The following is a 26,781-nucleotide window of genomic DNA, read 5'->3' on the forward strand; positions in this document are numbered from 1 at the left end:
TAGGGACCCGTACATGAGTGTCGAGTAGGGACCCGTACATGAGTAAGGGGCGCCCGCATTGGCGGGCGCCCCTTACTCATGTGGACCTACGCGTCAGCTGCAACCGCTGGTCGAGCCGCAGCCCTCGCAGATGTAGCAGGAACCGGCGCGCTGCATCTTCGTGCCGCAGGAGAAACACAGCGGTGCGTCGGCCTGGATGCCCAGCTGCATCTCCACCAGCTCGGCGCTGGTGTGCGCCTGCTGCGGAGCGGGCTTGGCCGCCTCGACCTCGGCCTTCGGCGTGGCGACGGCCTTCAGTTCCTGGGCGCGCGGCGCCGACTGGGCCAGGCCCTCGACGTCGAGCTCGTCGTCGGACGGCTCGTACGAACCCGTCTCCAGGTGACGCTGACGCTCTTCGGCGGAGTGGATGCCGAGCGCGGAGCGCGTCTCGAAGGGCAGGAAGTCCAGCGCCAGGCGGCGGAAGATGTAGTCGACGATCGACTGCGCCATCCGCACGTCCGGGTCGTCCGTCATACCGGCCGGCTCGAAGCGCATGTTGGTGAACTTCGAGACGTACGTCTCGAGCGGCACGCCGTACTGGAGGCCGACGGAGACCGCGATGGAGAAGGCGTCCATCATGCCCGCGAGGGTCGAACCCTGCTTGGACATCTTCAGGAAGACCTCGCCGAGACCGTCGTCCGGGTAGGAGTTGGCCGTCATGTAGCCCTCGGCGCCGCCGACCGTGAAGGAGGTGGTGATGCCGGGACGACCCTTCGGGAGGCGCTTGCGGACCGGGCGGTACTCGACGATCTTCTCGACCGTCTCGCGGATCGCCGCCTCGGTCTTCTCCGTGACAGCGTCGGCCGGGGACTTCTCCTTCTCCTTGGTCTTGGCGGAGAGGGGCTGGCCGACCTTGCAGTTGTCGCGGTAGATGGCGAGCGCCTTGACGCCCATCTTCCAGGCCTCGAAGTAGACCTCCTCGACGTCCTCGACGGTCGCCGACTCCGGCAGGTTGACCGTCTTGGAGAGGGCGCCGGAGATCCACGGCTGGATGGCGGCCATCATGCGGACGTGGCCCATCGCGGAGATGGAGCGCTCGCCCATGGCACAGTCGAAGACCTCGTAGTGCTCGTGCTTGAGGCCGGGGGCGTCGATCACATTGCCGTGCTCGGCGATGTGGGCGACGATCGCCTCGATCTGCTCCTCCTGGTAGCCCAGGCGGCGCAGGGCCTGCGGGACGGTGCCGTTGACGATCTGCATCGAGCCGCCGCCGACCAGCTTCTTGAACTTGACCAGGGCGAGGTCGGGCTCGAGGCCGGTGGTGTCGCAGGACATCGCGAGACCGATGGTGCCGGTCGGAGCGATGACGGACGCCTGGGAGTTGCGGAAGCCGTTCTTCTCGCCGAGACGCAGCACGTCCTGCCAGGCCTCGGTGGCGGCGGCCCAGACCGGCGTGTCCAGGTCGTCCATGCGGACGGCCTTGGCGTTCTCGTCGGAGTGCTGCTTCATGACCCGGAGGTGCGGCTGCGCGTTGCGGGCGTAGCCGTCGTACGGGCCGACGATCGCGGCGAGTTCGGCGGAGCGCCGGTACGACGTGCCGGTCATCAGGGAGGTGATGGCGCCGGCCAGGGCGCGGCCGCCGTCGGAGTCGTAGGCGTGGCCGGTCGCCATCAGCAGGGCGCCGAGGTTGGCGTAGCCGATGCCGAGCTGGCGGAAGGCGCGGGTGTTCTCGCCGATCTTCTGGGTCGGGAAGTCCGCGAAGCAGATGGAGATGTCCATCGCGGTGATGACGAGCTCGACGACCTTGGCGAAGCGCTCGGCGTCGAAGGACTGGTTGCCCTTGCCGTCGTCCTTCAGGAACTTCATCAGGTTCAGCGAGGCGAGGTTGCAGGACGTGTTGTCCAGGTGCATGTACTCGCTGCAGGGGTTCGAGCCGTTGATCCGGCCGGACTCCGGGCAGGTGTGCCAGTGGTTGATGGTGTCGTCGTACTGGATGCCCGGGTCGGCGCACGCCCACGCGGCCTCGGCCATCTTGCGGAAGAGCGACTTGGCCTCGACCTCCTCGATGACCTCGCCGGTCATGCGGGACGTCAGGCCGAACTTGCCGCCGTCCTGGACGGCCTTCATGAACGTGTCGTTCACGCGGACCGAGTTGTTGGCGTTCTGGTACTGGACGGACGTGATGTCGTCGCCGCCCAGGTCCATGTCGAAGCCCGCGTCGCGCAGGGCGCGGATCTTCTCCTCCTCCGAGACCTTGGTCTGGATGAAGTCCTCGATGTCGGGGTGGTCGACGTCGAGGATGACCATCTTCGCGGCCCGGCGAGTGGCGCCACCGGACTTGATCGTGCCGGCGGAGGCGTCCGCGCCGCGCATGAAGGAGACCGGGCCGGAGGCGTTGCCGCCGGAGGAGAGCAGCTCCTTGGAGGAGCGGATCCGGGAGAGGTTCAGGCCGGCGCCCGAGCCGCCCTTGAAGATCATGCCCTCTTCCTTGTACCAGTCGAGGATCGACTCCATGGAGTCGTCGACGGACAGGATGAAGCAGGCGGAGACCTGCTGCGGCTGGGGCGTACCGACGTTGAACCAGACAGGGCTGTTGAAGCTGAAGATCTGGTGCAGGAGGGCGTAGGCCAGCTCGTGCTCGAAGATCTCGGCGTCGGCGGGCGAGGCGAAGTACTTGTGGTCCTCGCCGGCCTTCCGGTACGTCTTCACGATGCGGTCGATGAGCTGCTTCAGGCTCACTTCACGCTGCGGGGTGCCGACGGCACCCCGGAAGTACTTGCTGGTGACGATGTTGACCGCGTTCACCGACCAGAACTCGGGGAACTCGACGCCACGCTGCTCGAAGTTGACCGAGCCGTCGCGCCAGTTGGTCATGACGACGTCACGACGCTCCCAGGCCACCTCGTCGTAGGGGTGGACGCCGGGAGTGGTGTGGACGCGCTCGACGCGGAGTCCCTTGCCCGCCTTCGTGCCCTTGGCGCGGGAACTCCGTGCCGGACCGCTCGCCGTCTCTGTCATGCCGCCTCCCTGTACGGGCGAAAACGCCCTGAAGTGCCCCGATTGTTCCCGTGGCACGGTGTTCTGTCTTGTGTTGCGGGCATCTCTCGCACCGCCCGCAACAGGTCTTTGTCACTCGCCGCCGTCCGGCCGGGCCCGGGCGCCGAAGTCCGGGTCCGGCCCGCCGGTCAGTCGGCGGCGCCTGCGGGCTCGGGGACCTGTGCCGCCCCCGTGGATCCGCGGTCGTTCTCCTGGCTCCCCGCGCCGGCGTCGTCGCCGTCTTCGCCGGGATACCCCGTCGCCTCCCTGAGCTCCACGATCGCGGCCTCGAAGTCCTCGAGCGAGTCGAACGCCCGGTAGACGGAGGCGAATCGCAGATAGGCGACGAGGTCGAGTTCCTGCAGCGGGCCGAGTATGGCCAGCCCCACGTCGTGGGTGGTCAGCTCGGCGCTTCCGGTGGCCCGCACCGCCTCCTCGACCCGCTGGCCGAGCTGGGCGAGCGCGTCCTCGGTGACGGGCCGGCCCTGGCAGGCCTTGCGCACACCGTTGATGATCTTGGTGCGGCTGAACGGTTCGGTGACCCCGGACCGCTTCACCACCATGAGCGAGCACGTCTCCACGGTCGTGAAACGACGGGAGCAGTCAGGGCACTGGCGGCGCCTGCGGATCGACGTGCCGTCGTCGGTCGTACGACTGTCGACGACGCGGCTGTCGGGGTGCCTGCAGAAGGGGCAGTGCATGATCTCCGAACCCTCCTCACAGCAGACTCAATAGCCTCGAAAGGCCCTTCAGGCCCCTCGAAGCAGCCCCCAGCATAGGCGATCGCGGCGGGCTCGAAGACCCGGGGGACCACAACTTGTGGGCTGCTGCTGCAATCCAACCACTAGATGTGGGGATTGGCTCATACATACACGCCCTGCACGCGTGTCGCTCCGGTACGTACAGGTGTCGTACGGCCGAGGCGGCGCGGCGGACGCGCGCACGCACGGGCGTATCGCCCGGGCGCATGCGGAGATACCGTGGGCACCGCGAGGAGGGGGCGTGGGACTACCGCACAGATGAGGGGACCCACGCCATCGAACGGGATGCCGGATGGCAGACTGGGGCGACCTCCCCGAGGTTGTCACCACGGCGGTGAAGAGTACAGCAATGGGCCCTTTTGTCCGCCAGGCACCGCGATAGCCATACACCCAGAAACACATTCCGGGCGAGCGATTCGCGATTTTTCACTCGAACGTGTGTTTGGCGCAACCTTTCGAAAGCTACTACCGTTGTGCAGCAGGGAGACCATCGAGAGGGGCCGACGTGACCACCACCGCCGACAGTGCCACCATCACTGCCCAGGACCGCCCCCAGGGCCGACCTGAGCCGGTGCACGCGATGAGCGACGCCACGAATCCCGAGGGGCACAAGCGCTCCCTGCCAGGCCGACCTCCTGGCATCCGGGCCGACAGCTCGGGACTCACCGACCGCCAACGCAGGGTGATCGAGGTCATCCGCGACTCCGTGCAACGGCGCGGCTACCCGCCGTCGATGCGGGAGATCGGCCAGGCCGTCGGCCTCTCCAGCACCTCCTCCGTCGCGCACCAGCTGATGGCACTGGAGCGCAAGGGCTTCCTGCGCCGCGACCCGCACCGCCCGCGCGCCTATGAGGTGCGCGGCTCCGACCAGGCCGCCTCCGTGCAGCCCACGGACACCGCGGGCAAGCCCGCCGCGTCGTACGTCCCGCTCGTCGGGCGCATCGCCGCCGGTGGCCCGATCCTCGCCGAGGAGTCCGTCGAGGACGTCTTCCCCCTGCCGCGGCAGCTGGTCGGTGACGGCGAGCTGTTCGTCCTGAAGGTCGTCGGCGACTCGATGATCGAGGCCGCCATCTGCGACGGCGACTGGGTCACGGTCCGCCGCCAGCCGGTCGCCGAGAACGGCGACATCGTGGCCGCGATGCTCGAGGGCGAGGCCACCGTCAAGCGTTTCAAGCGCGAGGACGGCCACGTCTGGCTCCTCCCGCACAACTCGGCCTACGAGCCGATCCCCGGTGACGACGCGACCATCCTCGGCAAGGTGGTGGCCGTACTGCGCCGCGTCTGAGCGCCACGGCGGGCGGGTACGCCACGACAGCGACCCGCCGACCCGACCGGGCCCCGGAACCTCTGCGCCGGTTCCGGGGCCCCGCGCTGTGCGGGGCCGGGCCGGGGTTTCCGGCCGGGCGCCCGGCGGGAAACCCCGGGCTCAGTCGCCGTCCGTCTCTTCCGCCGCTTCCGTCTCTTCCAGCTCTTCCGTCTGCCGCGCCTTCGCGTCGATCGCGGCCAGCGACTTGCGGACCTGGTTGCGGTCGGTGGTGAACCAGAAGTCGGGCAGTGACGCCTTCAGATAGCTCCCGTACCGGGCCGTCGCCAGTCGCTGGTCCAGTACGGCGACCACGCCGCGGTCGCCCGACGCCCGTACGAGGCGGCCCGCGCCCTGGGCCATCAGCAGCGCGGCGTGCGTGGCGGCGACCGCCATGAAGCCGTTGCCGCCGGCCTCCTCCACCGCCTTCTGGCGGGCGCTCATCAGAGGGTCGTCCGGGCGCGGGAACGGGATCTTGTCCATGACGACCAGCTGGCAGCTCGGTCCGGGAACGTCGACGCCCTGCCAGAGCGACAGCGTGCCGAAGAGGCAGGTCTTCGGGTCGGCGGTGAAGTTCTTGATCAGCTCGCCGAGTGTCTCCTCGCCCTGGAGCAGGATCGGGTACTCCGGGATGCGGGAGCGCAGTTCCTCGGCGGCCAGCTGGGCCGCCCGCATCGAGGAGAACAGCCCCAGCGTGCGGCCGCCGGCCGCCTGGATCAGCTCCGTGAGCTCGTCGAGCATGTCGCCGCGGTCGCCGTCCCGCGCGGGGCGCGCCAGGTGCTTGGCGACGTACAGGATGCCCTGCTTGCGGTAGTCGAACGGCGATCCCACGTCGACGCCCTTCCACTGGGGCACGTCGTCGCCCTCGGTGCCCTCGGGGGCGAGGCCCAGGGAGGCCCCGACGCCGTTGAAGTCGCCGCCCAGCTTGAGGGTCGCGGAGGTCAGGATGACCGAGCGGTCCGTGAAGAGCTTCTCCCGCAGCAGTCCGGAGACGGACATGGGAGCGACCCGCAGCGAGGCACCGAAACGGTCGTGCCGCTCGTACCAGACGACGTCCCATTCGGAGCCGTTGGTGATCCGCTCCGCCACGTCGTGCACGGACTCCACCGAGGCCAGCGCCTGCTTGCGGACGGCGTCCTCGTCCTGCACCGACTTGTCGCGGGTCGCGCCGATCGCGGAGATGACCGTACGGCAGGCGTCGCGCAGTGCCATGAGCGCGTAGCCGAGATCCTCCGGGACCTCCTCCAGGCGCCCCGGCAGCGCCAGCTCCATCAGCCGCTCGAAGCCCTCGGCCGCGGTCTGGAGCTGGTCGGCGGCCTTCTCGTTGACGAGCTTCGCGGCCCGCCGCACCGCGCGGTTGACCTGGCCGGGGGTTAGCTCGCCGGTGGCGACGCCGGTGACCCGGGAGACCAGCTCGTGCGCCTCGTCGACGATCAGCACCTCGTGCTGCGGCAGCACCGGAGCGCCCTCGATGGCGTCGATGGCGAGCAGCGCGTGATTGGTGACGACGACCTCGGAGAGCTTGGCGCGCTCCCGGGCCATCTCCGCGAAGCATTCGGCTCCGTACGCGCACTTCGAGGCGCCCAGGCACTCCCGGGACGACACCGACACCTGCGACCACGCCCGGTCGGACACGCCGGGCGTGAGGTCGTCACGGTCGCCGGTCTCGGTCCCGTCCGCCCAGTCGCGCATCCGCAGCAGGTCCTGGCCCAGCTTGCTGGTGGGAGCGGCGGCCTCGAACTGGTCGAAGAGGCCCTCCTCCTCGTCCTGCGGCACTCCCTCGTGGAGCCGGTGCAGGCACAGGTAGTTCGACCTGCCCTTGAGCATCGCGAACTCCGGACGGCGGCGCAGCTGCGGATGGAGCGCGTCGACCGTCCGCGGCAGGTCACGCTCCACCAGCTGGCGCTGCAGGGCCAGGGTCGCGGTCGCCACGACGACCCGCTCCCCCTGCGCCAGAGCGGGCACCAGATAGCCCAGCGACTTGCCGGTGCCGGTGCCGGCCTGGACCAGCAGATGGGAGCCGCCGTCGATGGCTTCCTCGACGGCTTCGGCCATGGCCACCTGGCCGGGACGCTCCGTGCCGCCGACGGCGGTGACGGCGGCGTGCAGGAGTTCGGGGAGTGAGGGCTTCGTCATAGCGCGACCACCCTACGGCCCGGCACTGACAAACGGACGGGCGAGGCGGGAGGGAGGGACGGCAGGGGCGGGACGGATCGCGGGGAGGGCGGGGACAAGGGTGGGCTCCTGGGCGGGCGGGGTGCCGGTCGGCGAGTGGAGGCGGCACTGATCAGGCCGTCGGGACTGGGCCACAGGACGCTACGGCAGCGCGCGGCGTCCGGTCCCGGATCATGAGGGCGGCCCGCTTGGCGGGCAGGTCGACCTCTGCGGCGAACCGGAACCCGGCGCCGAGGAACGCGGCGACGGAGGCCGTGTTGCGGACGTCGGGTTCGGCGAGCACACGCGTGCAGGCGCGCCGCCTCGCGAGGACGAGGTCGGTGACGGTCCTGATCAGCGTGGTCCCGATGCCCTGCCCGCGGTCGGTGCCATCGCCGATCAGGAGGTGGAGACCGGTGTCGTGCGGCCGGACGGGACAGTACCGGGCCAGCGGGTCGAGGTCGGCCCGGTAGATCTCCCAGTAGCTCATCGGCAGCCCGTCCAGCATGCCGACGCATGGGACGCTGCGCCCGTCACCGGCGAGCTGTGCCCGTACGTGCTCCTCGGTCACGCTCTGCGGTCCGGTCAGTTCCCAGAACGCGGCGACGGCGGGGTCGTTCATCCAGCGGGTGATGATCGGGACGTCCCGATCGACACGGACGGGCGCCAGATGGAACACGCCCGCGGGAGTGACGGCCGGGCCCCAGTCGGCGACACGGTCGAGCAGGTCGTCGCCGGCCCGCGTCGTCTCCGTCCCGGCTGGGTCGTCCCCCTGCTTCCCCTGCCCGAAGAGGGCGACGAACTCCTCGGGGAGGTGCAGGTCCAGGGTGTCGTCGGCGCTCGCATCGGTGGAAGCCACGGTGTCGCTCTTTCGGGAGGCGGGGGGCGGGGAAGGGGGCCTGGGGGCGGGTGAAGGGTCCGGCGGAGTGTTCTCAGGCGCGCAGCGGGTTGGTGATGGTGACGTAGGCGGACTGGGTGTCCACCGGGCCGACGAGTTCGTCCAGGCCGCGCAGCCGGGTCAGCAGGTTGGCCTTGCAGCGCAGTACGGGCGAGTCGAGGAGCTGCGCGGGCAGCGGGCTGCGCAGCGGGGCGGGGCCCGACGCGAGATCGCCCAGGAAACGGCGGAAGGCCGCGAGGAGCAGCCGCTCGTCGGCGAGGTGCTGGGAACCGAAGGCGCCGATGAGGCCGAACACGTTGTTGATGGCGAGGTAGTACGCGAAGCGCTCGTCGGTGACCTCGTCGGAGACGAACGTGTCACTGTGCTCGCCGATGCCGGGCAGCCGGGCGTCGAGTTCCGCGCGCCGGGACTCGCGGAAGTAGTAGCCCTGGTTGTCGCGGTAGCGGCCGCCGGCGGGCCAGCCGTCGGTGTCCAGCAGGAGGAGCGTGTTCTGCTGATGCGCCTCCAGGGCGATCCCGGCGTGCGCGTCCAGCCACAGGACGGGGCGTACGACGTGATGGAGGTAGCGCAGGAACCACTCGGCGGCGACGGCTTGGCGGAGTCGGCCGGTCCGCCCGGCGAGTCGGGTGACGACCTCGGCCAGCCGGGAGCGCGGGACGCGGGCGGTGGCCCGGCCGGAGTCGTCCGCCTGCCCGTACGGCCGGGGCGCGACGAGACCCGCGACGCAGGAGACGTCGTCCGTGGGCCGGAAGGGATTGTGCCGGATGACGACGTCGAGCCCGCGCAGCGGCGCTTCGTCCGGTCCGTCGACGGCGAGCCAGGCCGGGTCCCGAACGATGTCGAAGTCCGGGTGGACGGCCTGCCACTGGCGGGACACTCCGGTGCGCAGCAGGCGGTGGACCTCGACTCCGCGGTGGAGTTCCTTGCGGAGGTTCTCCCGGCGGGAGTTGGTGATGTACAGGGCCAGCGAGAGCTTGAGCATGGCGGGGGCGCCGGTTCGGTAAACGGTTCGCAGGGAGGAGGTGGCATGCCAGGGGGCGCCCTGCGTGCCGAGGTCCCTGAGCAGTCCCGCGTCCAGCAGGGCCGCGGTCTCCGGTCGGTGCCGTACCGCGCGGTACTGCCAGGGGTGCAGGGGGAGGAGCGCGTAGCCGTCCGGCGGGGCCTGCCCGTCCCCTGCGAGGCGTGCGGTGAGCAGGGGCGCGGGGACCGGGCGACCTCGCTCGGTCCAGGCCGAGTCGGTGGCGAGGGCGGAGGGGGCGACGGCCACCCAGTGCAGGGGGAAGGAGCCGCGCACTTCGGGTGAGTACCGCTGTGCCTCCGCCTCCGTGAGCCCTTCTCGGCTCTTGGGCGTGGGGTGCAGTGGATGCCCGAGGAGCAGCGCCTGCTCGGCGGCGAGGAAGAGGTCGGGACCGCCGCCGCGGCCGCCGGGGACGCCGGGGCCCTCGGAGGGGCGGTCCTCCCGGCGGTCGCGGAGGAAGACGGCGGTACGGCGGACGGAGTCGGCGACACGCGCCACGAGGTCGGTCCCGTCGGGGCCCGGGTCGCCGGCCGTCTCCCGTACGAGCAGCGCGGCGACCGTGACAGCGTCGGCAGGTGGCGCCGAGGCGGGGGCGTCGGCCAGGCGCGGGAGGCCGAATCGGTGCCTGCCCGTCGGCGACCAGTAATGGACGGGAACGGCCAGGGCAGTGCCGCTGGCCGGGAGCGGCACGTGGAGGACACCGCCGCCGGGGGCGGTCGCGTCGGTCTCGCGCGCCCAGCAGCGCAGCAGGTTCTCCACGGTCGCCGCCTGGGCCCCGGTGTACGGGTCAGCGTGGTCCAGGGCATCGGCGGTGAGCGGGGGCGCGGTCGCGGGGAGGGTGGCGAGGGCCGTTACGGGCGTGGGGTCGGCGGCGGCGACCGGAACGGGTCCCGGACCGGTCGCGGCGGCCGGGGCCGAGCCCGGATGGGCGGCGGCAGCCGGGACCGAGCCCGGATCGGCGGCAGCGACCGGGACCAAGCCCGGATCGGCAGCGGCAGCGGCAGCGGCAGCAGCCGGAACCGATCCCGGATGCCCGGCAGCGGCCGGGACCGATCCCGGATGCCCGGCGGCAGCCGGAACCAAGCCCGGAAGGGCAGCGCGGACCGGAACCGAGCCCGGATGGGCAGCGGCAGCCGACGGCGGCGCCGCAACGGCAGGGGTGGCCGACGGCGATCCGGTGATCGCGGCGGTTGTCGGTCGGGGTGTGGGGGTGGTGTGCAAGGCGGGTCCCTCGTGACGTGCTGTGGCCTGGGCGGCGGATCTCAGCGAGCGGCGCGCGCCCCGTGCGGTGGGGCGTGGTCGCCATGGCTTCGGTCCACCGCCGCCACCGCGTCGGCGAGGCGGTCCAGGACCGCCGACGTCTGCTCCTCGGTGACGATCAGCGGCGGCAGTAGTCGTACGACGTTTCCGGACGGGCCCGCGAGGTCCACGATCAGCCCGCGGCGCAGACACTCCCGCCGGACGGCGGCGGCGACTTCGGCGGCGACGCCCGGCGCGAGGCCTGTGTCCGCGCGGTTGGTCGGGATCTCACGCGCACCGTCCGGTGCGACCAGTTCGACGCCGAGCATCAGGCCCCGCCCCCGCACGTCACCGACGCACCGGAACTCCTCGGCCAAGCCGCGCAGTCGGGTCAGCATCCGGCTCCCCAGTACGGCCGCGTGCTCGGCGAGGCGGTGCTCGCGTACGTGGGCGAGGGTCGCCGCCCCCGCGGCCAGGGCGAGTTGGTTGCCGCGAAAGGTGCCGGCGCCGGGCCCCCCGGTGTGCAGGTCGTCGCGGTGCACCACCGCGGCCAACGGCAGGCTGCCGCCGATCGCCTTGGACAGGACCAGCACGTCGGGCATGGCGCCGCTGTGTTCGACCGCCCAGAAGGCCCCGGTCCGCCCGACGCCCGTCTCGGTCTCGTCGGCGATCAGCAGAACGGAGCGTTCCGCCGTGATCCGACGCATGCGCCGCATCCAGGCGTCCGGCGCGGGAAGCACCCCGCCTTCGCTGTGGACCGGTTCAAGGATCATCCCGGCGGGCGGCTGCTCCCCCGAGCGGCGGTCGTCGAGGACGGACTCGGCCCAGTGGGCGGCGAGTTCGGCCCCGCGCTCTCCCCCGACGCCGAACGGGCAGTGCAGGTCCTGCGGGTAGGGCAGGAGGAGGCGGCGGGTGTCGCAGGCGTCACCGGGGTCGGTGCCCGCCTCGGCGGTCGCCTGGTGGTGGGTTCCGGTGAAGGTGATCACCCGATTCCGCCCGGTGGCGGTGCGGACGATTCCGACGGCGGCGGCGACCGGGTCCGTACCGGACGGTCCGCAGAATCGCACGCGCGCGTGGTCGGCGAGTCCGGGCGGCAGGGTGTGCAGCAACTCGGTGACGAAGGCGTCCTCGACGGGGGTGGTGAGGTCCATGACCTGCAAAGGAGCCCCGGAGTCGAGGACCTTGCGGATCGCCTCCCGCACGACCGGGTGGTTGTGTCCCAGGGCCAGTGTCCCCGCGCCCGAGACGCAGTCCAGGTAGCGGCGGCCGTCGGCGCCCTCGATGGTGAGTCCCCGGGCCCGGACCGGTACGACGGGAAGGGCGCGTGCGTAGGTGCGTGCCGCGGGCTCACGCGCCGGCTGGCGCTTCGGGGCGCTCCCCCGCGTGGTACGCGCCCGCGCGGGCACCGCACTCGCAGCGCCCTTCCCCGCGGTCGGCCCGGCGTTCCCGCCCCCGGACGTAAACCCCCTGCACGCGGATTCCGCCACGGCTTCTTGACCTCCCGCTGTCCAGCCGCGACCCGACGTGTCGGGGCGCCCTCGGCACGGGGGGCCGCACTCGGACAGCGGGCCCCCCACCGCTACCAACAGCAGGCCGTTCGCCGGGTTACGGGTTACCCCGAAAATCCTCGCCGGGGCGGGTGGCCGCCGTGCCCGCACGAGGCGATCGCGGCGGCCGGCCGGATCACCAGGCGAACGCCTCCGGCGAGGGACCCGGACCCGGGAAGATCTCGTCGAGGCCGACCCGTACGTCCTCCGGCAGGTCGAGGTCGATGGCCCGCAGCGCGGAGTCGAGTTGCTCCCGAGTACGCGGACCGACGATCGGGCCGGTGACGCCGGGGCGGGTCAGCAGCCAGGCCAGCGCGGCCTCGCCCGGCTCGATGCCGTGCTTGTCGAGAAGGTCCTCGTAGGACTGCACCCGCGCGCGTACGGCCGGGTCGTTGAGCAGGCGCGCGCCGTGACCCCCGGTCCTGCGCCCGCCCTTGTGCTCCTTCTTGAGTACGCCACCGAGCATGCCGCCGTACAGCGGGGACCAGGCGATGACCCCGACCCCGTACTCCTGCGCGGCCGGGATCACGTCCATCTCCGCCCGCCGCTCGGCGAGGTTGTACAGGCACTGCTCGCTGACCAGGCCGAACGTGGACCCGCGCCGCGCCGCAGTCTCGTTGGCCTGCGCGATCTTGTAGCCCGGGAAGTTGGAGGAACCGGCGTAAAGGATCTTGCCCTGCTGGACGAGGACGTCGACGGCCTGCCAGATCTCGTCGAAAGGCGTGAGTCGGTCGACGTGGTGGAACTGGTAGATGTCGATGTGGTCCGTCTGCAACCGCTTCAGTGAGGCCTCCACGGCCCGGCGGATGTTGAGGGCCGAGAGCCGGCCGTAGTTCGGCCAGTCGGGGGCGCCGTCGGGCAGCATGTCGCCGTACACCTTGGTGGCGAGCACGGTCTTCTCACGCCGCCCGCCGCCCTGTGCGAACCAAGCCCCGAGGATCTCCTCGGTGCGCCCCTTGCCCGCGCTCTGGCCGTAGACGTTGGCGGTGTCCATGAAGTTGACGCCGGCGTCCAGTGCGGCGTCCATGATGGCGTGGCTGTCGGCCTCCTCGGTCTGCGGCCCGAAGTTCATGGTGCCCAGCACGAGTCGGCTGACTTTGAGTCCTGTACGTCCAAGCTGCGTGTATTCCATGGTGATCAGCCAACGCCCACGTACGCGCCCGAAGCAAGGGAGCGAAGCGCCGGGCTGGGGCCGAAAACCGACGGGCCGGTCCTGACCGGCCCGTCGCGGCGCGGCGGGGTTCCGAAATGCGTCCGCTGCACCGGCCGTTCGACCTGAATTGACGTCAGTAGCGGTAGTGGTCCGGCTTGTACGGGCCCTCGACCTTGACGCCGATGTAGTCGGCCTGCTCCTGGCGGAGCGTGGTCAGCTTGACGCCGAGGGAGTCGAGGTGGAGCCGGGCGACCTTCTCGTCCAGGTGCTTGGGCAGCACGTAGACGTCGGTCGGGTACTCGTCGGGCTTGGTGAACAGCTCGATCTGGGCCAGCGTCTGGTCCGCGAAGGAGTTGGACATCACGAACGACGGGTGCCCGGTGGCGTTGCCCAGGTTCAGCAGGCGGCCCTCGGACAGGACGATGAGGACCTTGCCGTCGGGGTAGGTCCAGGTGTGGACCTGCGGCTTGACCTCGTCCTTGACGATGCCGGGGGTCTTGGCGAGGCCGGCCATGTCGATCTCGTTGTCGAAGTGGCCGATGTTGCCGACGATGGCCTGGTGCTTCATCCTGGCCATGTCCGCGGCCATGATGATGTCCTTGTTGCCGGTCGTGGTGACGAAGATGTCGGCCTTGTCGACGACCTCGTCCAGCGTGGTGACCTGGTAGCCGTCCATCGCAGCCTGGAGGGCGCAGATCGGGTCGATCTCGGTGATGATCACTCGGGCGCCCTGGCCGCGCAGGGACTCCGCGCAGCCCTTGCCCACGTCGCCGTAGCCGCACACGACGGCGGTCTTGCCGCCGATCAGGACGTCGGTGGCGCGGTTGATGCCGTCGATCAGGGAGTGGCGGCAGCCGTACTTGTTGTCGAACTTCGACTTGGTGACCGCGTCGTTGACGTTGATCGCCGGGAACAGCAGGGTGCCGTCGCGGTGCATCTCGTACAGGCGGTGGACGCCGGTCGTCGTCTCCTCGGTCACGCCGCGGATCTCGGACGCCATCGAGGTCCAGTCGAGGGGGCTGCGCTCCAGCAGGGCGCGTACGACGGCGAGTTCCTCGTTGTCGGCGGCCGGGAGTTCGCCCGTCTTGCGGTACTCGACGCCCTTGTGGACGAGGAGGGTGGCGTCACCGCCGTCGTCCAGGATCATGTTGGGGCCGCCGGCACCGGGCCAGGTCAGGGCCTGCTCGGTGCACCACCAGTATTCCTCCAGGGTCTCGCCCTTCCAGGCGAAGACCGGTATGCCCGCGGCGGCGATGGCGGCGGCCGCGTGGTCCTGGGTGGAGTAGATGTTGCAGGAGACCCAGCGGACCTCGGCGCCCAGGGCTACCAGGGTCTCGATGAGTACGGCGGTCTGCACCGTCATGTGCAGGGAACCGGTGACGCGGGCGCCGGCGAGCGGCTGGGCCTCGGCGTACTCCCTGCGGATCGCCATCAGCCCCGGCATCTCGTGCTCGGCGAGGGTGATCTCCTTGCGGCCGAACTCGGCGAGCGAGAGGTCGGCGACCTTGAAGTCCGTGGTCGGCGGGGCGTCAGTGATGGCTTGCGAGGGCACGTGAACTCCTGGATGCGTGGATGTTGGCGTGGATTTCGAGCGTCGCCGTGGAACGGTTCAGGGTGATGAAGTGCAGGCCGGGCGCGCCTTCGCCGAGCAGCCGGTCGGCCATGGCGGTGGCGTGGTCGACACCGATGCGGTGACCGGCCGCCGGGTCGTCCCGGGCGGCCTCCAGACGGTGCGCCAGGTCCTCGGGGAAGGCCGCGCCGCTCAGTTCGGCGAAGCGCCGGATCTGCCGCACGTCGGTGGCGGGCATGATCTCCGGGATGATCGGGGTGTCGCAGCCCGCCGCGGTGACCCGGTCGCGCAGCCGGAGGTAGTCGTCGGCGTCGAAGAACATCTGGGTGATGGCGTAATCGGCCCCCGCTCGGCACTTCGCGACGAAGTGCCGGATGTCGGACTCCCAGTCGGGTGAGCGCGGGTGCCGCTCCGGGAAGGCGGCCACGCCCACGCTGAAGTCTCCCAGCTCACCGACCAGGGTCACCAGTTCGTGGGCGTGCGAGTAGCCGTCCGGGTGCGCCGTCCAGGGTCCGTTCGGGTCGCCGGGCGGGTCACCGCGCAGGGCGAGGACGTCGCGGACCCCGGCGTCCGCGTACTGGCCGACGATGTGCCGCAGTTCGGCGACCGAGTGGCCCACGGCGGTGAGGTGGGCGACGGGCCGCAGGGTCGTCTCCGCCGCGATCCGTTTGGTCACCTCTACGGTCCGGGTCCGGGAGGAGCCGCCGGCGCCGTAGGTGACGGACACGAAGGCCGGGGACAGGGCCTCGATCCGGCGGATCGTCGCCCACAGGGTGCGGGTGCCCGCCTCGGTCTTCGGCGGGAAGAACTCGAAGGAGAACGAGGGCTGTCCGCTCGCGAGGACGTCACGAAGGGTCGTCACGGGGTCCGGCCTCCTCCGGCGTTGAAGTAACCCGCCTCGGGGTGGTGGAAGACGAGGGCGTCGGTGGACTGTTCGGGGTGGAGCTGGAACTCCTCGCTGAGGTGGACGCCGATGCGTTCCGGTCGCAGCAGCCCGGCGACCTCCGCCCGATCCTCCAGGTCGGGACAGGCCGGGTAGCCGAGGGAGTAGCGGCAGCCCTGGTACTCGGTGCGGAGCATGCCGTCGAGCGAGTCCGGGTCGCCTTGCTCGATGCCCAACTCGGCGCGGACTCGGGCGTGCCAGTACTCGGCGAGGGCCTCGGCGAGCTGGACGGACAGGCCGTGCAGTTCGAGGTAGTCGCGGTAGGCGTTGGCCTCGAAGAGCCGCGCGGTCTCCTCGCCGATCCGGGAACCCATGGTGACGACCTGCATGCCGATGACGTCGGTTTCCCCCGACTCTTCGGCCCGGACGAAGTCGGCCAGGCACAGGCGCCGGCCGCGCCGCTGGCGCGGGAACGTGAACCTGGTGCGCTCGTTGCCGGCCTCGTCGAGGACGATCAGGTCGTCGTCCTTCGAGACGCACGGGAAGTAGCCGTGGACCACGGCCGCCTCCAGCAGGTTCTCCGTCTGGAGCCGGTCCAGCCACATCCGCAGCCGGGGGCGGCCCTCGGTCTCGACGAGTTCCTCGTACGTCGGCCCGTCACCACGAGCGCCCTTGAGGCCCCACTGGCCCTTGAACAGGGCGCCCTCGTCGAGCCAGGAGGCGTACTCCTTGAGCTGGATGCCCTTGACGACGCGCGTGCCCCGGAAGGGCGGCTCGGGGACCGGGTTGTCGGTGGCGACGTCGGACCGCGCGGGCGCCTGTTCCGGGCGCTCCTCCACGGTCACGGTGGCCGCACTGACGCGGCGCTGCTTGAGCGCCGGCAGTTTGGCGCCGGGCACGCCGCGCTTGATGCCGATCAGGGCGTCCATCAGCCGCAGGCCCTCGAACGCGTCACGGGCGTAGCGGACCTCGCCGTCGTAGATCTCGTGGAGGTCCTGTTCGACGTAGGCGCGGGTGAGCGCGGCGCCGCCGAGGATGACGGGGTAGTCGGCGGCCAGCTTGCGCTGGTTGAGTTCCTCCAGGTTCTCCTTCATGATCACCGTGGACTTGACCAGGAGCCCGGACATCCCGATGACATCGGCACGGTGCTCACCGGCCGCCTCCAGGATCGCGGAGACCGGCTGCTTGATACCGAGGTTGACGACGTTGTAGCCGTTGTTGGACAGGATGATGTCGACGAGGTTCTTGCCGATGTCATGGACGTCGCCCCGGACGGTGGCCAGCACGATCGTGCCCTTGCCGTCGTCGTCCGTCTTCTCCATGTGCGGCTCCAGATGGGCCACCGCGGTCTTCATGACCTCCGCGGACTGCAGCACGAACGGCAACTGCATCTGGCCCGAGCCGAACAGCTCACCGACCACCTTCATACCGTCCAGCAGCGTCTCGTTGACGATCTCCAACGCCGGACGCTGTGTCAGCGCCTCGTCCAGGTCCTGCTCCAGGCCGTTCTTCTCGCCGTCGATGATGCGGCGCTTGAGGCGCTCGTCCAGCGGCAGCGCGGCCAGCTCGTCGGCCTTGGAAGCCCGCAGCGACTTGGCCGTGGCACCCTCGAACAGCGCCATCAGCTTCTGCAGCGGGTCATAGCCCTCACGGCGACGGTCGTAGATCAGGTCCAGGGCCGTGGTGACCTGCTCCTCGTCGAACCGCGCGATCGGCAGGATCTTGCTCGCGTGCACGATCGCCGAATCCAGACCCGCCTTCACACACTCGTCCAGGAACACCGAGTTGAGCAGGATCCGGGCAGCCGGGTTCAGCCCGAACGAGATGTTCGACAGCCCCAGCGTGGTCTGCACGTCCGGGTGACGGCGCTTGAGCTCACGGATGCCCTCAATGGTGGCGACACCGTCACCCCGGGACTCCTCCTGACCGGTGCAGATCGTGAAGGTCAGACAGTCCACGAGGATGTCCGACTCGTGAATGCCCCAGTTCCCGGTCAGGTCGCCGATCAGCCGCTCGGCGATCTCGACCTTCTTCTCAGCGGTGCGGGCCTGGCCCACCTCGTCGATGGTCAGCGCGATCAGCGCCGCCCCGTGCTCGCGCGCCAGCCTGGTCACCTTCGCGAAACGGGACTCGGGGCCGTCGCCGTCCTCGTAGTTGACCGAGTTGATCACCGCCCGGCCGCCCAGCTTCTCCAGCCCGGCCCGGATGACGTCGACCTCGGTGGAGTCCAGCACGACCGGCAGCGTCGACGCGGTCGCGAACCGCCCGGCCAGCTCCTCCATGTCCGCCACGCCATCACGGCCGACGTAGTCCACACACAGGTCCAGCATGTGCGCGCCCTCACGGATCTGGTCCCGGGCCATCTCCACACAGTCGTCCCAGCGGCCCTCCAGCATCGCCTCACGGAACTTCTTCGACCCATTGGCGTTGGTCCGCTCACCGATCGCCAGGTAGGAGGTGTCCTGCCGGAACGGCACCGTCTGGTAGAGGGAAGCCGCACCCGGCTCCGGACGCGGGTCACGGACGGTCGGAACGGTGCCGCGGACCCGCTCCACCACCTGACGCAAATGCTCGGGCGTGGTGCCGCAGCAGCCGCCGACCAGGGACAGGCCGTACTCGCGCACGAACGTCTCCTGCGCGTCCGCCAGCTCCGGCGCGGTCAGCGGATAGTGCGCACCGTCCTTGCCCAGGACCGGCAGACCCGCGTTGGGCATGCACGACAGCGGAACACGCGAGTGCCGGGCGAGGTAGCGCAGGTGCTCGCTCATCTCCGCCGGACCGGTCGCGCAGTTCAGACCGATCATGTCGATACCCAGCGGCTCCAGCGCCGTCAGCGCCGCACCGATCTCCGAGCCCAGCAGCATCGTCCCGGTCGTCTCCACCGTCACCGAGCAGATCACCGGCACGTCCAGCCCCAGGGCCTCCAGCGCGCGCCGCGCACCCAGCACCGACGCCTTCGTCTGCAGCAGGTCCTGCGTCGTCTCCACCAGCAGCGCGTCCGCGCCGCCGGCGACCAGACCCTCCGCGTTGCGCTGATAGGCGTCACGCAGAACGGTGTACGGGGCATGGCCCAGGGTCGGCAGCTTCGTGCCCGGGCCCATGGAGCCCAGCACCCACCGCTGCCGGCCGTCCCGCGCGGCGAACTCGTCGGCCACCTCACGGGCCACCCGCGCACCCGCCTCCGACAACTCGTGCACACGCTCGGGAATGTCGTACTCACCCAGCGCCGAGTGGTTCGCACCGAAGGTGTTCGTCTCCACACAGTCCACGCCGGCCGCGAAGTACTCCTCGTGCACCGAACGCACGATGTCGGGCCGGGTCAGATTCAGGATCTCGTTGCAGCCCTCCAACTGCTGGAAGTCGTCCAGCGTCGGGTTCTGCGCCTGCAACATGGTGCCCATCGCACCGTCGGCCACCACCACACGGGTGGCGAGTGCCTCGCGCAGGGCGGTGACTCGGGACTGCGTCATGGGGTGCCTTCCAGGGCCGGGGCGAGTTCCCGGGCCGCGTCGGTTCCGTAGGCGTGAGTGGCTGTGGACAGCAGCTGCTCGCGGTCGGTGGCGTAGGACTGTGAGCCGACCGTCGAGAGGGCCTGAGAGGCGAGCACGCATCCCAGGCGGGCGGCGGCCGGCAGCGTCAGCCCGTTGCCGACAGCGGCGAGGAACCCGGCCCGGAAGGCGTCGCCGACCCCGGTCGGGTCGATGACCTGGGCGTCGGGAACCGCGGGGACGGTGAGCGGGGGGACGTCCTTGTGCTCGATGCGCACGCCGGCGCCGCCCAAGGTGGTGATCCAGGCGCCGACCCGGGCGAGGACGTCGTCGCGTTCCCAGCCGGTGCGTTCCAGGAGCAGGGCGGCCTCGTACTCGTTGGTGAACAGCCAGCGGGCGCCGTCCACCAGATCGCGTACTTCCGCGCCGTCCAGGCGGGCCAGTTGCTGGGAGGGGTCGGCGGCGAAGGGCAGACGGAGTTCTCGGCACTCCCTGGTGTGGCGGAGCATCGCCGCCGGGTCGTTCGGACCGACCAGGACCAGATCGGGGCGGTCCCGCCCGGCGATGACCTGCCCGAGGTCGATGTCTCGGGCCTCCTGCATGGCGCCCGCGTAGAACGACGCGATCTGGTTGGCGTCCTCGTCGGTGATGCCCATGAAGCGTGCGGTCCCCCGCTCCGCGGAGACCCGGACGGCGCCGGTGTCGACGCCGTGCTCCTTGAGCCACACCTCGTACTCCGCGAAGTCGCTGCCCACGGCGCCGACCAGGAGCGGGCCCAGGCCGAGGCTGCCGAGGCCGAAGGCGATGTTGGCCGCCACTCCGCCCCGGCGCACTTCGAGCGCGTCGACCAGGAAGGAGAGCGAGACATGGGCGAGCTGGTCGGGGATCAGCTGGTCCCCGAATCGGCCGGGGAAGACCATCAGATGGTCCGTGGCGATGGATCCTGTCACCGCGATACGCACATGAACTCCTGAGCTTCTGTCGGGTCGGGCGGGCGACTTGCTGCGGTCGGACTCCCGGGTCAGACTCCTGCGGCGGTCCTCAGCGCCTGGGCCCGGTCGGTGCGCTCCCAGGTGAAGCCGGGCAGTTCGCGGCCGAAGTGGCCGTATGCGGCGGTCTGCGCGTAGATGGGCCGCAGCAGGTCCAGGTCACGGATGATCGCGGCCGGACGGAGGTCGAAGACCTCGGCCACGGCCTGCTCGATCCGGGCCTGGGCGACCCTCGCGGTGCCGAAGGTCTCCACGAACAGGCCGACGGGCTCGGCCTTGCCGATCGCGTACGCCACCTGGACCTCGCAGCGGGTCGCCAGCCCGGCCGCGACGACGTTCTTGGCGACCCAGCGCATCGCGTACGCCGCCGAACGGTCCACCTTGGAGGGGTCCTTGCCGGAGAAGGCCCCGCCGCCGTGCCGGGCGTAGCCGCCGTACGTGTCGATGATGATCTTGCGGCCGGTCAGGCCGGCGTCGCCCATCGGGCCGCCGATCTCGAAGCGGCCGGTCGGGTTGACCAGCAGCCGGTAGTCCTCGGTCTCCAGCTTGATGCCGTCCTCCGCGAGCTGCGCTAGGACGTGCTCGACGACGTGGCGGCGGATGTCGGGGGTCAGCAGCTCGTCCAGGTCGATTCCGGCGGCGTGCTGCGAGGACACGACGACGGTGTCCAGGCGCACCGGCCTGCTGCCCTGGTACTCGATGGTGACCTGCGTCTTCCCGTCGGGCCGCAGGTAGGGGACGGTGCCGTCGCGGCGGACCTCCGACAGCCGGCGTGACAGCCGGTGCGCCAGGTGGATCGGGAGCGGCATCAGCTCCGGGGTCTCGTCGCAGGCGTAACCGAACATCAGGCCCTGGTCGCCCGCGCCCTGCCGGTCCAGCTCGTCGATGTCACCGCCTCCGGCGGCACCCTCGACCCTGCTCTCGTACGCCGTGTCGACGCCCTGCGCGATGTCCGGCGACTGCGCTCCGATCGAGACCGAGACGCCGCACGAGGCGCCGTCGAAGCCCTTCGCGGAGGAGTCGTAGCCGATCTCGATGATCTTGTCACGCACGAGCTGCGCGATCGGCGCGTACGCCTTGGTCGTGACCTCGCCCGCTATGTGCACGAGCCCGGTGGTGATCAGTGTCTCGACGGCGACGCGGGACGCCGGGTCCTCGCGCAGCAGGGCGTCGAGGACGGTGTCGCTGATCTGGTCGGCGATCTTGTCGGGATGGCCCTCGGTCACGGACTCCGAGGTGAACAGGCGGCGGGACATGTCTCTCCAGAAGGTGAAGGCCGGCAACAGTCGGTGTGCGGGGCGGGCGGGTACGGGACCGCGACTCGCGGTGGTTCAGTCGAGTCCGCGGAAGATGCACGGGTCCGGGACGTCGTGCTCCTCCCCCGCCAGCAGGGCGGGCCGTACGACGACGGGCAGGAACCCGCCGGGGTCGTCGGCATCGCCCAGGAGCTCGTACGCGCGCTCCAGGCGGTGCTCCAGGACGTCGATACTCATCTCTGCCTGTCTCTCTGGTTACGTGGGTACTCCCGTGGGGGTGACGGCGCGGGCGCGCCGTTGGGCGGGTGCCGCGTCCCGGACCAGGAGGCATTCCTCCAGGAAGCCGAGGGCCTTGAGGTGGTAGGTCCGGGCGGCCCAGCCCAGGCTGAGGTTGTGCCCGGCGTCCGGCTGGTGGGCGATCACCACCCTCGGCGCGGCGAGCGGCTGCCGCAGGGCGGCGAGTGCCTCGTCGTCCGAGAGCCACCACTGCTCCTGCTCGGCGAAGGTGAAGCGGACCGGTGTCCTTACCCTCCGGGCGATCTCCGGGTACATCTGCGGCCACCTCGGGCCCTCCAACGCCTCCAGTTCGGGGACCGGCGAGATTAGGTGCCGCCCCTGCCGGAAGGCGTCCGGGGGATAGAGCCGCAGCGAGCCCCAGTGCCGGCGCCAGTCACCGTGTCCGTTCCGGCCGGGGAGCTGACGGGCGCTCACCGCGAGCCGGCTGCCGAGGCCGGAGACGTCCAGCCCGAGCAGGGTGCGGCCGCGCTCCTCGACGGCCGCTGCCAGGGCGAGCTTGCCGCCGTTGGAGTGGGCCACGACGAACAGCCCCGCACCGGTGTCGCGCGTTTCCGTGAAGGAGGCGAGTCCGTCGTGCAGGGTCGCCGCCTGGTCGGTCAGCAACTGTCCTCGCGGAAAGTAGGCGGCCGAACTGCCGTAGCCGGGGCGGTCGACGGCCAGGACCGTGTAACCGAGGTCGGCGCCCAGCGTGAGCAGGGACAGTCCGGGGCGGACGCGGCTGTCGAAGTAGCCCGCACGCATTCCGCCGCCGTGCACCGCGACCACGACGGCCCTCGGGGGCCCCGGGCGCGCCTCGGCGACCAGACCCGACAGCGGGACACCGCCGGCGTCGAGCGTGATCTCTCGGACCGCGGAGGTGGTGATGGTGTTGAGCAGCTGTGTCATGTGATCGATGGCTCCTGGCGCTGGAAGGCCGCGCGGTCGCCGCCCTCACTTCCTGGTCGTGACCAGGCACCATGCGATGCGGCGGCGCAGCAGTGAGCGGACCGGGACCCCGGGCCCGGCGGAGTGTGTCGTCGGGCGCGCCTCGATGCCGGCGCCCGAGTCTCCGAGGCCGGCGGCACCTTCGGCGTGCGGGGTGGTGCGCTGCTCCGGTACGCCGGGCAGCCTCATCGGCGAGGCGCGGTGTCGCGCCAGCTGCGCGGTGTACCGGGGCGGGTGCGGCGTTCGAGGCGGCGCCAGCACGCTGTGCGGCGGTCCGCCTGCTTGGCTTCCTCGTCCCGGCCCGGGAGCACGCCCGCGCGGGCGAGCAGCACCGCGGTGAGGGCGGCGAGTTCGGCCTCGTCGGGGTTGCCCTTCTCTATGCGCAGGAGAGGCTGGGGGGTGCCTGTGGTGCCTGTGGTCCCTGTGTTTCTTGTGGTGCTTCTAAGGCCGCCGGCCGGGGCGTCGTCGCCCGCGGTGCCCGCGTGGTCTGTGGAGGGTGGTGGCATGGCCTCATCTCCGTGGTCTCGGAACGGAAAACACGAACGCCGCGCGAACTCGCCGGTCCGATGGCGGGGGAATTCCCAAAGGACCGGCGACTTCGCGCGGCGGGCTTGTGGTGCGGTGGTGCGGTGGTTCAGTCCGCGGTGGGACCGAACTGCCCGATGAAGCGGCCGGTGAAGAGGTCCGCGCCCTTGTACTCGGAGACCATCGCGGCCGGGGCGACGAACGGGCCGTCGGGCGAGGGCAGCTGGCCGACGCCACCCTTGGGGCCGAGCGGGAGCAGAATCATCGGGAAGGGCAGCGGCTGGTAGGTGGCCGAGGGCTGCTCGCCCTTCAGCTGGGCGACGATGTTCTTGGCGACCACCTCGGCGTGCTGCATCGCGTAGCCGGCCATCTTGGCCTCCGCGACGTCGGTGATGTCGCCGACCGCGTAGACGTTCTCGTGGCCCTTGACGTTGAGGTTCTCGGTGACCGGGACCTGGCCCTGGGCGTTGCGGGTCGTGAGCTTGCCGTCGGCGAGGTAGTCGCTGTTGGTGCTCGTCCCGAAGGCGCGGAACCAGATGTCGGCGGTGATCTCGTCGCCACCGGTGGTGGTGACGGTGAACGTGCCCGCCTGCCCGGCCTCGGTGCTCGGAGACGCGCCCAGCGCGGTGCCGAGGCGCACCTCGACGCCCAGGGCGTCGAGCTGGCCGCGCAGGTCCTCGACGACCTCCGGCTTGAAGCCGGGCAGCAGTTCCTCGGCCGGGTCGACGATGGTCACCTGCTTGTCCGGCCAGACCTCCTTGATCTCACCGGCCAGTTCCAGACCGACCGGTCCGGCGCCGAGGATCAGTACCTTGTCCGACTTGAGCAGTTCCGTGTGCGTCCTGCGGAGGTCGTCCCGCGCCTCGCTGACGGAGTCGGAGACGGGCTTGGCCGGGTACGCGTAGCCGGACCCGGTGGCCAGGACCACGTAGTCCGCCGCGATGTGCTCGCCCGAGGCGAGGGTGACGCCGCTGGCGTCCACGGAGACCGCACGGTCGCGGACGACCGTGCCCTTCGTGAGCAGCGTCTTGAAGGGGAAGAACATGTTGCCCGACCACTCGGGCTGGGTCAGCGCCCGCAGTGAGCCGGCCGCGTTGACGAACGCGTCCCGGGGGTCGACGAGGACGACGTCAGCCTCGGACTCCAGCGCCTTGGCGACCGCGGCGCCTCCGTAGCCACCGCCGATGACCGCGACCGTACGACTCATGTGATTCACGCTCCAAAGAGAAAATACCTTGAGTTCGGACTACGAACAGTAGTGGTTCGTAGTCCGAACCACAACCTGGAAAACTACAGAGATGCGTTAAATACATACAGGAATTCGTTACGCGCTTCAGGGATCAGTCAGACAACAGAAAGGGCAGTCAATGCAGGTGAGGCGGGTTTAGCCGCCCTACAGTTCACGTTGCGAACTTTTCACGATCACGTGATACTCTCGGCCCGTGGGTAAGCATGATGAGGGCCAGATGGGGATTGTGACCGCGCTGGTGCGGTCCTCATTCCTGGTGAACGCTGTGTACGCCCAGTCGAGCCGCGAGCACGGCCTCACGCCGCAGCAGGGTCAACTGCTGTGCGTGCTGATGGCGCAGCCGTACGGCATGGGCGAGCTGAGCACGATGCTGGGGCTGGCCAAGTCGAGCCTCACCGGACTGGTGGACCGCACGGAGAACAACGGCCTGGTACGGCGCGAGGCGGACCCGCGGGACAGCCGCGGAGTGCGGGTCGCACTCACCCCGCAGGGCGCGCGGCTCGTCGATCGCTTCTACACCGACGCCTGCCGGCGGATCGCGGAGCTGCCCGAGGGGCTCGACGACGGCGAGCGCGACACGCTCGCCGGTCTGCTCGGCCGCATCGTGGTGGACAACAAGGTTCCCATGATCTTCGTGGAACAGGACCCCTCGCCTCCGGCACACGACTGAGCCCAGGCCGTCCCCTTCCCAAGGTTCCCCGAGTATCCCGGGCTCAGCCTCCGGTGCTCAGGTCGGCAGCAGCCTCCGCGTGTAGCCGAGCGCCGCCGGCTCGAACTGGAGAGCGGCGTGCGAACCCGCGGCGTGGACGTCCCGCCAGATTCGCTGCATCCCGTGGGACGTCGCCTGGCCTCGCGTTCCGGTCACGTGGAAGAGCCGGTCCACTGCCCCGACGAGGATCTCCACCGCGAGCGTGCTGTCGCGGTGGCAGCGTTCGGCCACCCCCTCCTCGCCCAGTCGGCCCTCGTCGGCCGTCGCGGCGACCCGCGACAGCAACAGGTCCGCCGCGTCGATCTCTCCGGCCGCGCGGGCGAAGGCGATCCGGCTCGACTCCCGGGCCGCCGCGCGGGCACCGCTCGGCTGCCGGCCGAGATGCTGCCCGACCAGGCCCAGGGCGCCCCGGGCGGCACCGAGGATCGGGGCCGCGAACGTCAGTCCGTTCACCGCGAACAGCGGTGCCGCATGGACGGTGGAGGCGGGACCGGGCAGGCTCCCCTGCCGCATGTCGTCCCAGACGAAACACCGGTACTCCGGTACGAACGCCCGGTCCACGACCAGGGTGTGACTCCCGGTGGCCCGCATGCCGAGGGTCGACCAGGTCTCCTGGTGGGTGAACGAGTCCTTCGGCACGGCGAACACCCGTACGGAGCGGTCGCCCTCGCGCGGCGGGGCCGAGCTCAGCAGCGCCCAGTCGGCGAACTCGACGCCGCTGACGTAGAGCCAGGTGCCGGACAGCGTCCAGCCGCCGTCCACCGGCTCCGCCTCCACCCCGGCCGCGACCATGGAGCTGACCAGCCGGGTGTCCGGGCCCTTGGCCCAGACCTCCTGCTGCCCCTCGGCCGGCAGGTAGGCGCTGAAGCGTCCGTTGTACGCCCACAGCGAGGCGATCCAGGCGGCCGACGCGCATCCCTCGCCGATCGCCGCCACGGCCTTCGTCACCTCAGCGAACGTGGCCCCGGCGCCGGCCTCCCCCGCGGGCTGGAAACCGCCGGGGAATCCGACGGCGGCCAACGCCTCGACCGTGTCGGCGGTGAGACGCCCGGCCGCGTCCGCGTCCATGGCGTTGCCTCCGGCCGTGTCGGCCGCGGTACGGAGCGGGCCGGCCTCCGGCCACATCGCGCGACCCGTCATGACAGCCCCCGGACGTACTCGAGTCGGCAGAAGTACAGTTCGGCGGAGCTGAACCCGTCCAGCGGCGAAGGCTGCCGCGGGCGGCTCAGGAAGGCGCGGAAGCTTTCCTCGTCCCGCCACTGCGCGTACTTGATCACGTGTTCGCCGGTCAGGCCCCGGTGCACGGCGTGGTTCACGTACCCCGGCGTCTCACCCAGGCCGGGGTCGTCGTGCGTCATCTCCCGCAGCACCTCGGCCTGACGCTCCGCCGGGGCTGTGACGACGATGGCCACCGTGAAGCAGGGCTTGTCCACGGACAGTTCGACCACGGGCTCCCAGGTGTGGACCACCTCGCACGCCACGCTGTCCATACGGGAGTAGGCGAGGGCTTCACCGAGCCGCCGTCGGGTGCCGGACTCCGCGCGGAAGGCGTCGTAGGCCTCCTCGCTCTCCCACTGCGCGTAGTTCACCACCGACTTGCCGTCGAGGCTCGGGTGGAAGTTGCCCGAGACCAGGCCGGGCTGGGTGTGGGCGGGTGGCAGGCCGCGCCACTGGTCCATCAGCCGCTGCTGCCCTTCCGGGCCGTCGGTGTGGAAGATGTTGAACAGCGTGAAGTAGCCGTCCTCCACCCGGATGGAACTCATGTCTTCTCCCTCGTGAAGTACGTCAGGCGGTGCGTCAGGC

21 protein-coding genes are annotated in these 26,781 nt (G+C 70.7%); 2 read left to right on the forward strand and 19 right to left on the reverse strand.

What is annotated here, in order from left to right:
* Window positions 1–93: 93 nt before the first annotated feature.
* Both RI578_RS10350 and nrdR read right to left on the reverse strand, forming a co-directional pair.
* A complete protein-coding gene (locus RI578_RS10350) occupies window positions 94–2,997 on the reverse strand; it encodes a vitamin B12-dependent ribonucleotide reductase (protein WP_310870816.1) in 2,904 nt (967 codons plus the stop codon).
* Window positions 2,998–3,164: 167 nt separating this feature from the next.
* Window positions 3,165–3,716, reverse strand: a complete 552-nt coding sequence (gene nrdR / locus RI578_RS10355; protein WP_310870817.1) for a transcriptional regulator NrdR — start codon at window positions 3,714–3,716, stop codon at window positions 3,165–3,167.
* Window positions 3,717–4,281: 565 nt separating this feature from the next.
* Between nrdR and lexA the strand changes: the two genes are divergently transcribed.
* A complete protein-coding gene (lexA, locus tag RI578_RS10360; protein WP_121749622.1) occupies window positions 4,282–5,061 on the forward strand; it encodes a transcriptional repressor LexA in 780 nt (259 codons plus the stop codon).
* Between the two features lie 141 nt (window positions 5,062–5,202).
* Here the strand turns inward: lexA and RI578_RS10365 are convergent, their stop codons facing one another.
* From RI578_RS10365 to RI578_RS10435, 15 genes are all read right to left on the reverse strand, one after another.
* Window positions 5,203–7,215, reverse strand: coding sequence for an ATP-dependent DNA helicase (locus RI578_RS10365; protein WP_310870818.1), 2,013 nt, complete (start codon window positions 7,213–7,215; stop codon window positions 5,203–5,205).
* 151 nt (window positions 7,216–7,366) lie between these two features.
* On the reverse strand, window positions 7,367–8,092 hold the full coding sequence (locus tag RI578_RS10370; RefSeq protein WP_310870819.1) for a GNAT family N-acetyltransferase: 726 nt from the start codon (window positions 8,090–8,092) through the stop codon (window positions 7,367–7,369).
* A 73-nt stretch (window positions 8,093–8,165) separates the two neighbouring features.
* Complete coding sequence (locus RI578_RS10375) at window positions 8,166–10,232, reverse strand: IucA/IucC family protein (RefSeq protein ID WP_399059836.1); 2,067 nt, start codon at window positions 10,230–10,232, stop codon at window positions 8,166–8,168.
* A 179-nt stretch (window positions 10,233–10,411) separates the two neighbouring features.
* Window positions 10,412–11,794, reverse strand: coding sequence for an aminotransferase class III-fold pyridoxal phosphate-dependent enzyme (locus RI578_RS10380; protein WP_310870820.1), 1,383 nt, complete (start codon window positions 11,792–11,794; stop codon window positions 10,412–10,414).
* A gap of 277 nt (window positions 11,795–12,071) precedes the next feature.
* The gene (locus RI578_RS10385; RefSeq protein ID WP_310870821.1) at window positions 12,072–13,067 is read right to left on the reverse strand and encodes an aldo/keto reductase; all 996 of its coding nucleotides are present in this window, start codon (window positions 13,065–13,067) and stop codon (window positions 12,072–12,074) included.
* A gap of 154 nt (window positions 13,068–13,221) precedes the next feature.
* Window positions 13,222–14,625, reverse strand: coding sequence for an adenosylhomocysteinase (gene ahcY / locus RI578_RS10390; RefSeq protein ID WP_310875730.1), 1,404 nt, complete (start codon window positions 14,623–14,625; stop codon window positions 13,222–13,224).
* Window positions 14,618–15,520, reverse strand: a complete 903-nt coding sequence (gene metF, locus RI578_RS10395; protein ID WP_310870822.1) for a methylenetetrahydrofolate reductase [NAD(P)H] — start codon at window positions 15,518–15,520, stop codon at window positions 14,618–14,620. Before metF ends, ahcY begins: the two co-directional genes overlap by 8 nt.
* Entirely contained in the window at window positions 15,517–19,011 is a 3,495-nt protein-coding gene (metH, locus tag RI578_RS10400) for a methionine synthase (RefSeq protein ID WP_310870823.1), read from the reverse strand. The genes metF and metH overlap by 4 nt, the downstream gene beginning before the upstream one ends.
* Window positions 19,008–19,991: a carbohydrate kinase family protein gene (locus tag RI578_RS10405; protein WP_310870824.1), complete on the reverse strand. Its 984-nt coding sequence runs from the start codon at window positions 19,989–19,991 to the stop codon at window positions 19,008–19,010. Before RI578_RS10405 ends, metH begins: the two co-directional genes overlap by 4 nt.
* Window positions 19,992–20,050: 59 nt before the next feature.
* A complete protein-coding gene (gene metK / locus RI578_RS10410; protein ID WP_310870825.1) occupies window positions 20,051–21,274 on the reverse strand; it encodes a methionine adenosyltransferase in 1,224 nt (407 codons plus the stop codon).
* A 75-nt stretch (window positions 21,275–21,349) separates the two neighbouring features.
* Window positions 21,350–21,511: a hypothetical protein gene (locus RI578_RS10415; protein ID WP_310870826.1), complete on the reverse strand. Its 162-nt coding sequence runs from the start codon at window positions 21,509–21,511 to the stop codon at window positions 21,350–21,352.
* Between the two features lie 18 nt (window positions 21,512–21,529).
* A complete protein-coding gene (locus RI578_RS10420) occupies window positions 21,530–22,456 on the reverse strand; it encodes an alpha/beta hydrolase (RefSeq protein WP_310870827.1) in 927 nt (308 codons plus the stop codon).
* Window positions 22,457–22,501: 45 nt separating this feature from the next.
* Window positions 22,502–22,684 carry a hypothetical protein gene (locus RI578_RS10425; RefSeq protein WP_310870828.1) on the reverse strand — a complete coding sequence of 61 codons (183 nt, stop codon included), beginning with the start codon at window positions 22,682–22,684 and terminating at the stop codon, window positions 22,502–22,504.
* Complete coding sequence (locus tag RI578_RS10430; RefSeq protein ID WP_310870829.1) at window positions 22,681–23,001, reverse strand: acyl-CoA carboxylase epsilon subunit; 321 nt, start codon at window positions 22,999–23,001, stop codon at window positions 22,681–22,683. The genes RI578_RS10425 and RI578_RS10430 overlap by 4 nt, the downstream gene beginning before the upstream one ends.
* A 128-nt stretch (window positions 23,002–23,129) precedes the next feature.
* Window positions 23,130–24,227, reverse strand: a complete 1,098-nt coding sequence (locus RI578_RS10435) for an FAD-dependent oxidoreductase (protein WP_310870830.1) — start codon at window positions 24,225–24,227, stop codon at window positions 23,130–23,132.
* Between the two features lie 259 nt (window positions 24,228–24,486).
* Between RI578_RS10435 and RI578_RS10440 the strand changes: the two genes are divergently transcribed.
* On the forward strand, window positions 24,487–24,939 hold the full coding sequence (locus tag RI578_RS10440) for a MarR family winged helix-turn-helix transcriptional regulator (RefSeq protein ID WP_310870831.1): 453 nt from the start codon (window positions 24,487–24,489) through the stop codon (window positions 24,937–24,939).
* 57 nt (window positions 24,940–24,996) lie between these two features.
* On the opposite strand, the gene RI578_RS10445 is transcribed toward RI578_RS10440, so the two are convergent.
* Together RI578_RS10445 and RI578_RS10450 are read right to left on the reverse strand one after the other, a co-directional pair.
* A complete protein-coding gene (locus RI578_RS10445) occupies window positions 24,997–26,118 on the reverse strand; it encodes an acyl-CoA dehydrogenase family protein (protein ID WP_310870832.1) in 1,122 nt (373 codons plus the stop codon).
* Window positions 26,115–26,741 carry an antibiotic biosynthesis monooxygenase family protein gene (locus RI578_RS10450; RefSeq protein WP_310870833.1) on the reverse strand — a complete coding sequence of 209 codons (627 nt, stop codon included), beginning with the start codon at window positions 26,739–26,741 and terminating at the stop codon, window positions 26,115–26,117. Before RI578_RS10450 ends, RI578_RS10445 begins: the two co-directional genes overlap by 4 nt.
* Between the last annotated feature and the right edge of the window lie 40 nt (window positions 26,742–26,781).

It is taken from the genome of Streptomyces sp. BB1-1-1 (genome assembly GCF_031597775.1).
In the GTDB taxonomy this organism is placed as follows: domain Bacteria; phylum Actinomycetota; class Actinomycetes; order Streptomycetales; family Streptomycetaceae; genus Streptomyces; species Streptomyces thinghirensis.

Bases quoted from the DNA above. Each gene is read 5' to 3' on its own strand.
- RI578_RS10350 (WP_310870816.1), bottom strand. From the start codon at position 2,997: ATGACAGAGACGGCGAGCGGTCCGGCACGGAGTTCCCGCGCCAAGGGC.
- nrdR (WP_310870817.1), bottom strand. From the start codon at position 3,716: ATGCACTGCCCCTTCTGCAGGCACCCCGACAGCCGCGTCGTCGACAGT.
- RI578_RS10445 (WP_310870832.1), bottom strand. From the start codon at position 26,118: ATGACGGGTCGCGCGATGTGGCCGGAGGCCGGCCCGCTCCGTACCGCG.
- RI578_RS10450 (WP_310870833.1), bottom strand. From the start codon at position 26,741: ATGAGTTCCATCCGGGTGGAGGACGGCTACTTCACGCTGTTCAACATC.
- metH (WP_310870823.1), bottom strand. From the start codon at position 19,011: ATGACGCAGTCCCGAGTCACCGCCCTGCGCGAGGCACTCGCCACCCGT.
- RI578_RS10435 (WP_310870830.1), bottom strand. From the start codon at position 24,227: ATGAGTCGTACGGTCGCGGTCATCGGCGGTGGCTACGGAGGCGCCGCG.
- metK (WP_310870825.1), bottom strand. From the start codon at position 21,274: ATGTCCCGCCGCCTGTTCACCTCGGAGTCCGTGACCGAGGGCCATCCC.
- RI578_RS10365 (WP_310870818.1), bottom strand. From the start codon at position 7,215: ATGACGAAGCCCTCACTCCCCGAACTCCTGCACGCCGCCGTCACCGCC.
- RI578_RS10420 (WP_310870827.1), bottom strand. From the start codon at position 22,456: ATGACACAGCTGCTCAACACCATCACCACCTCCGCGGTCCGAGAGATC.
- RI578_RS10440 (WP_310870831.1), top strand. From the start codon at position 24,487: ATGGGGATTGTGACCGCGCTGGTGCGGTCCTCATTCCTGGTGAACGCT.
- RI578_RS10415 (WP_310870826.1), bottom strand. From the start codon at position 21,511: ATGAGTATCGACGTCCTGGAGCACCGCCTGGAGCGCGCGTACGAGCTC.
- RI578_RS10385 (WP_310870821.1), bottom strand. From the start codon at position 13,067: ATGGAATACACGCAGCTTGGACGTACAGGACTCAAAGTCAGCCGACTC.
- RI578_RS10430 (WP_310870829.1), bottom strand. From the start codon at position 23,001: ATGCCACCACCCTCCACAGACCACGCGGGCACCGCGGGCGACGACGCC.
- RI578_RS10425 (WP_310870828.1), bottom strand. From the start codon at position 22,684: ATGAGGCTGCCCGGCGTACCGGAGCAGCGCACCACCCCGCACGCCGAA.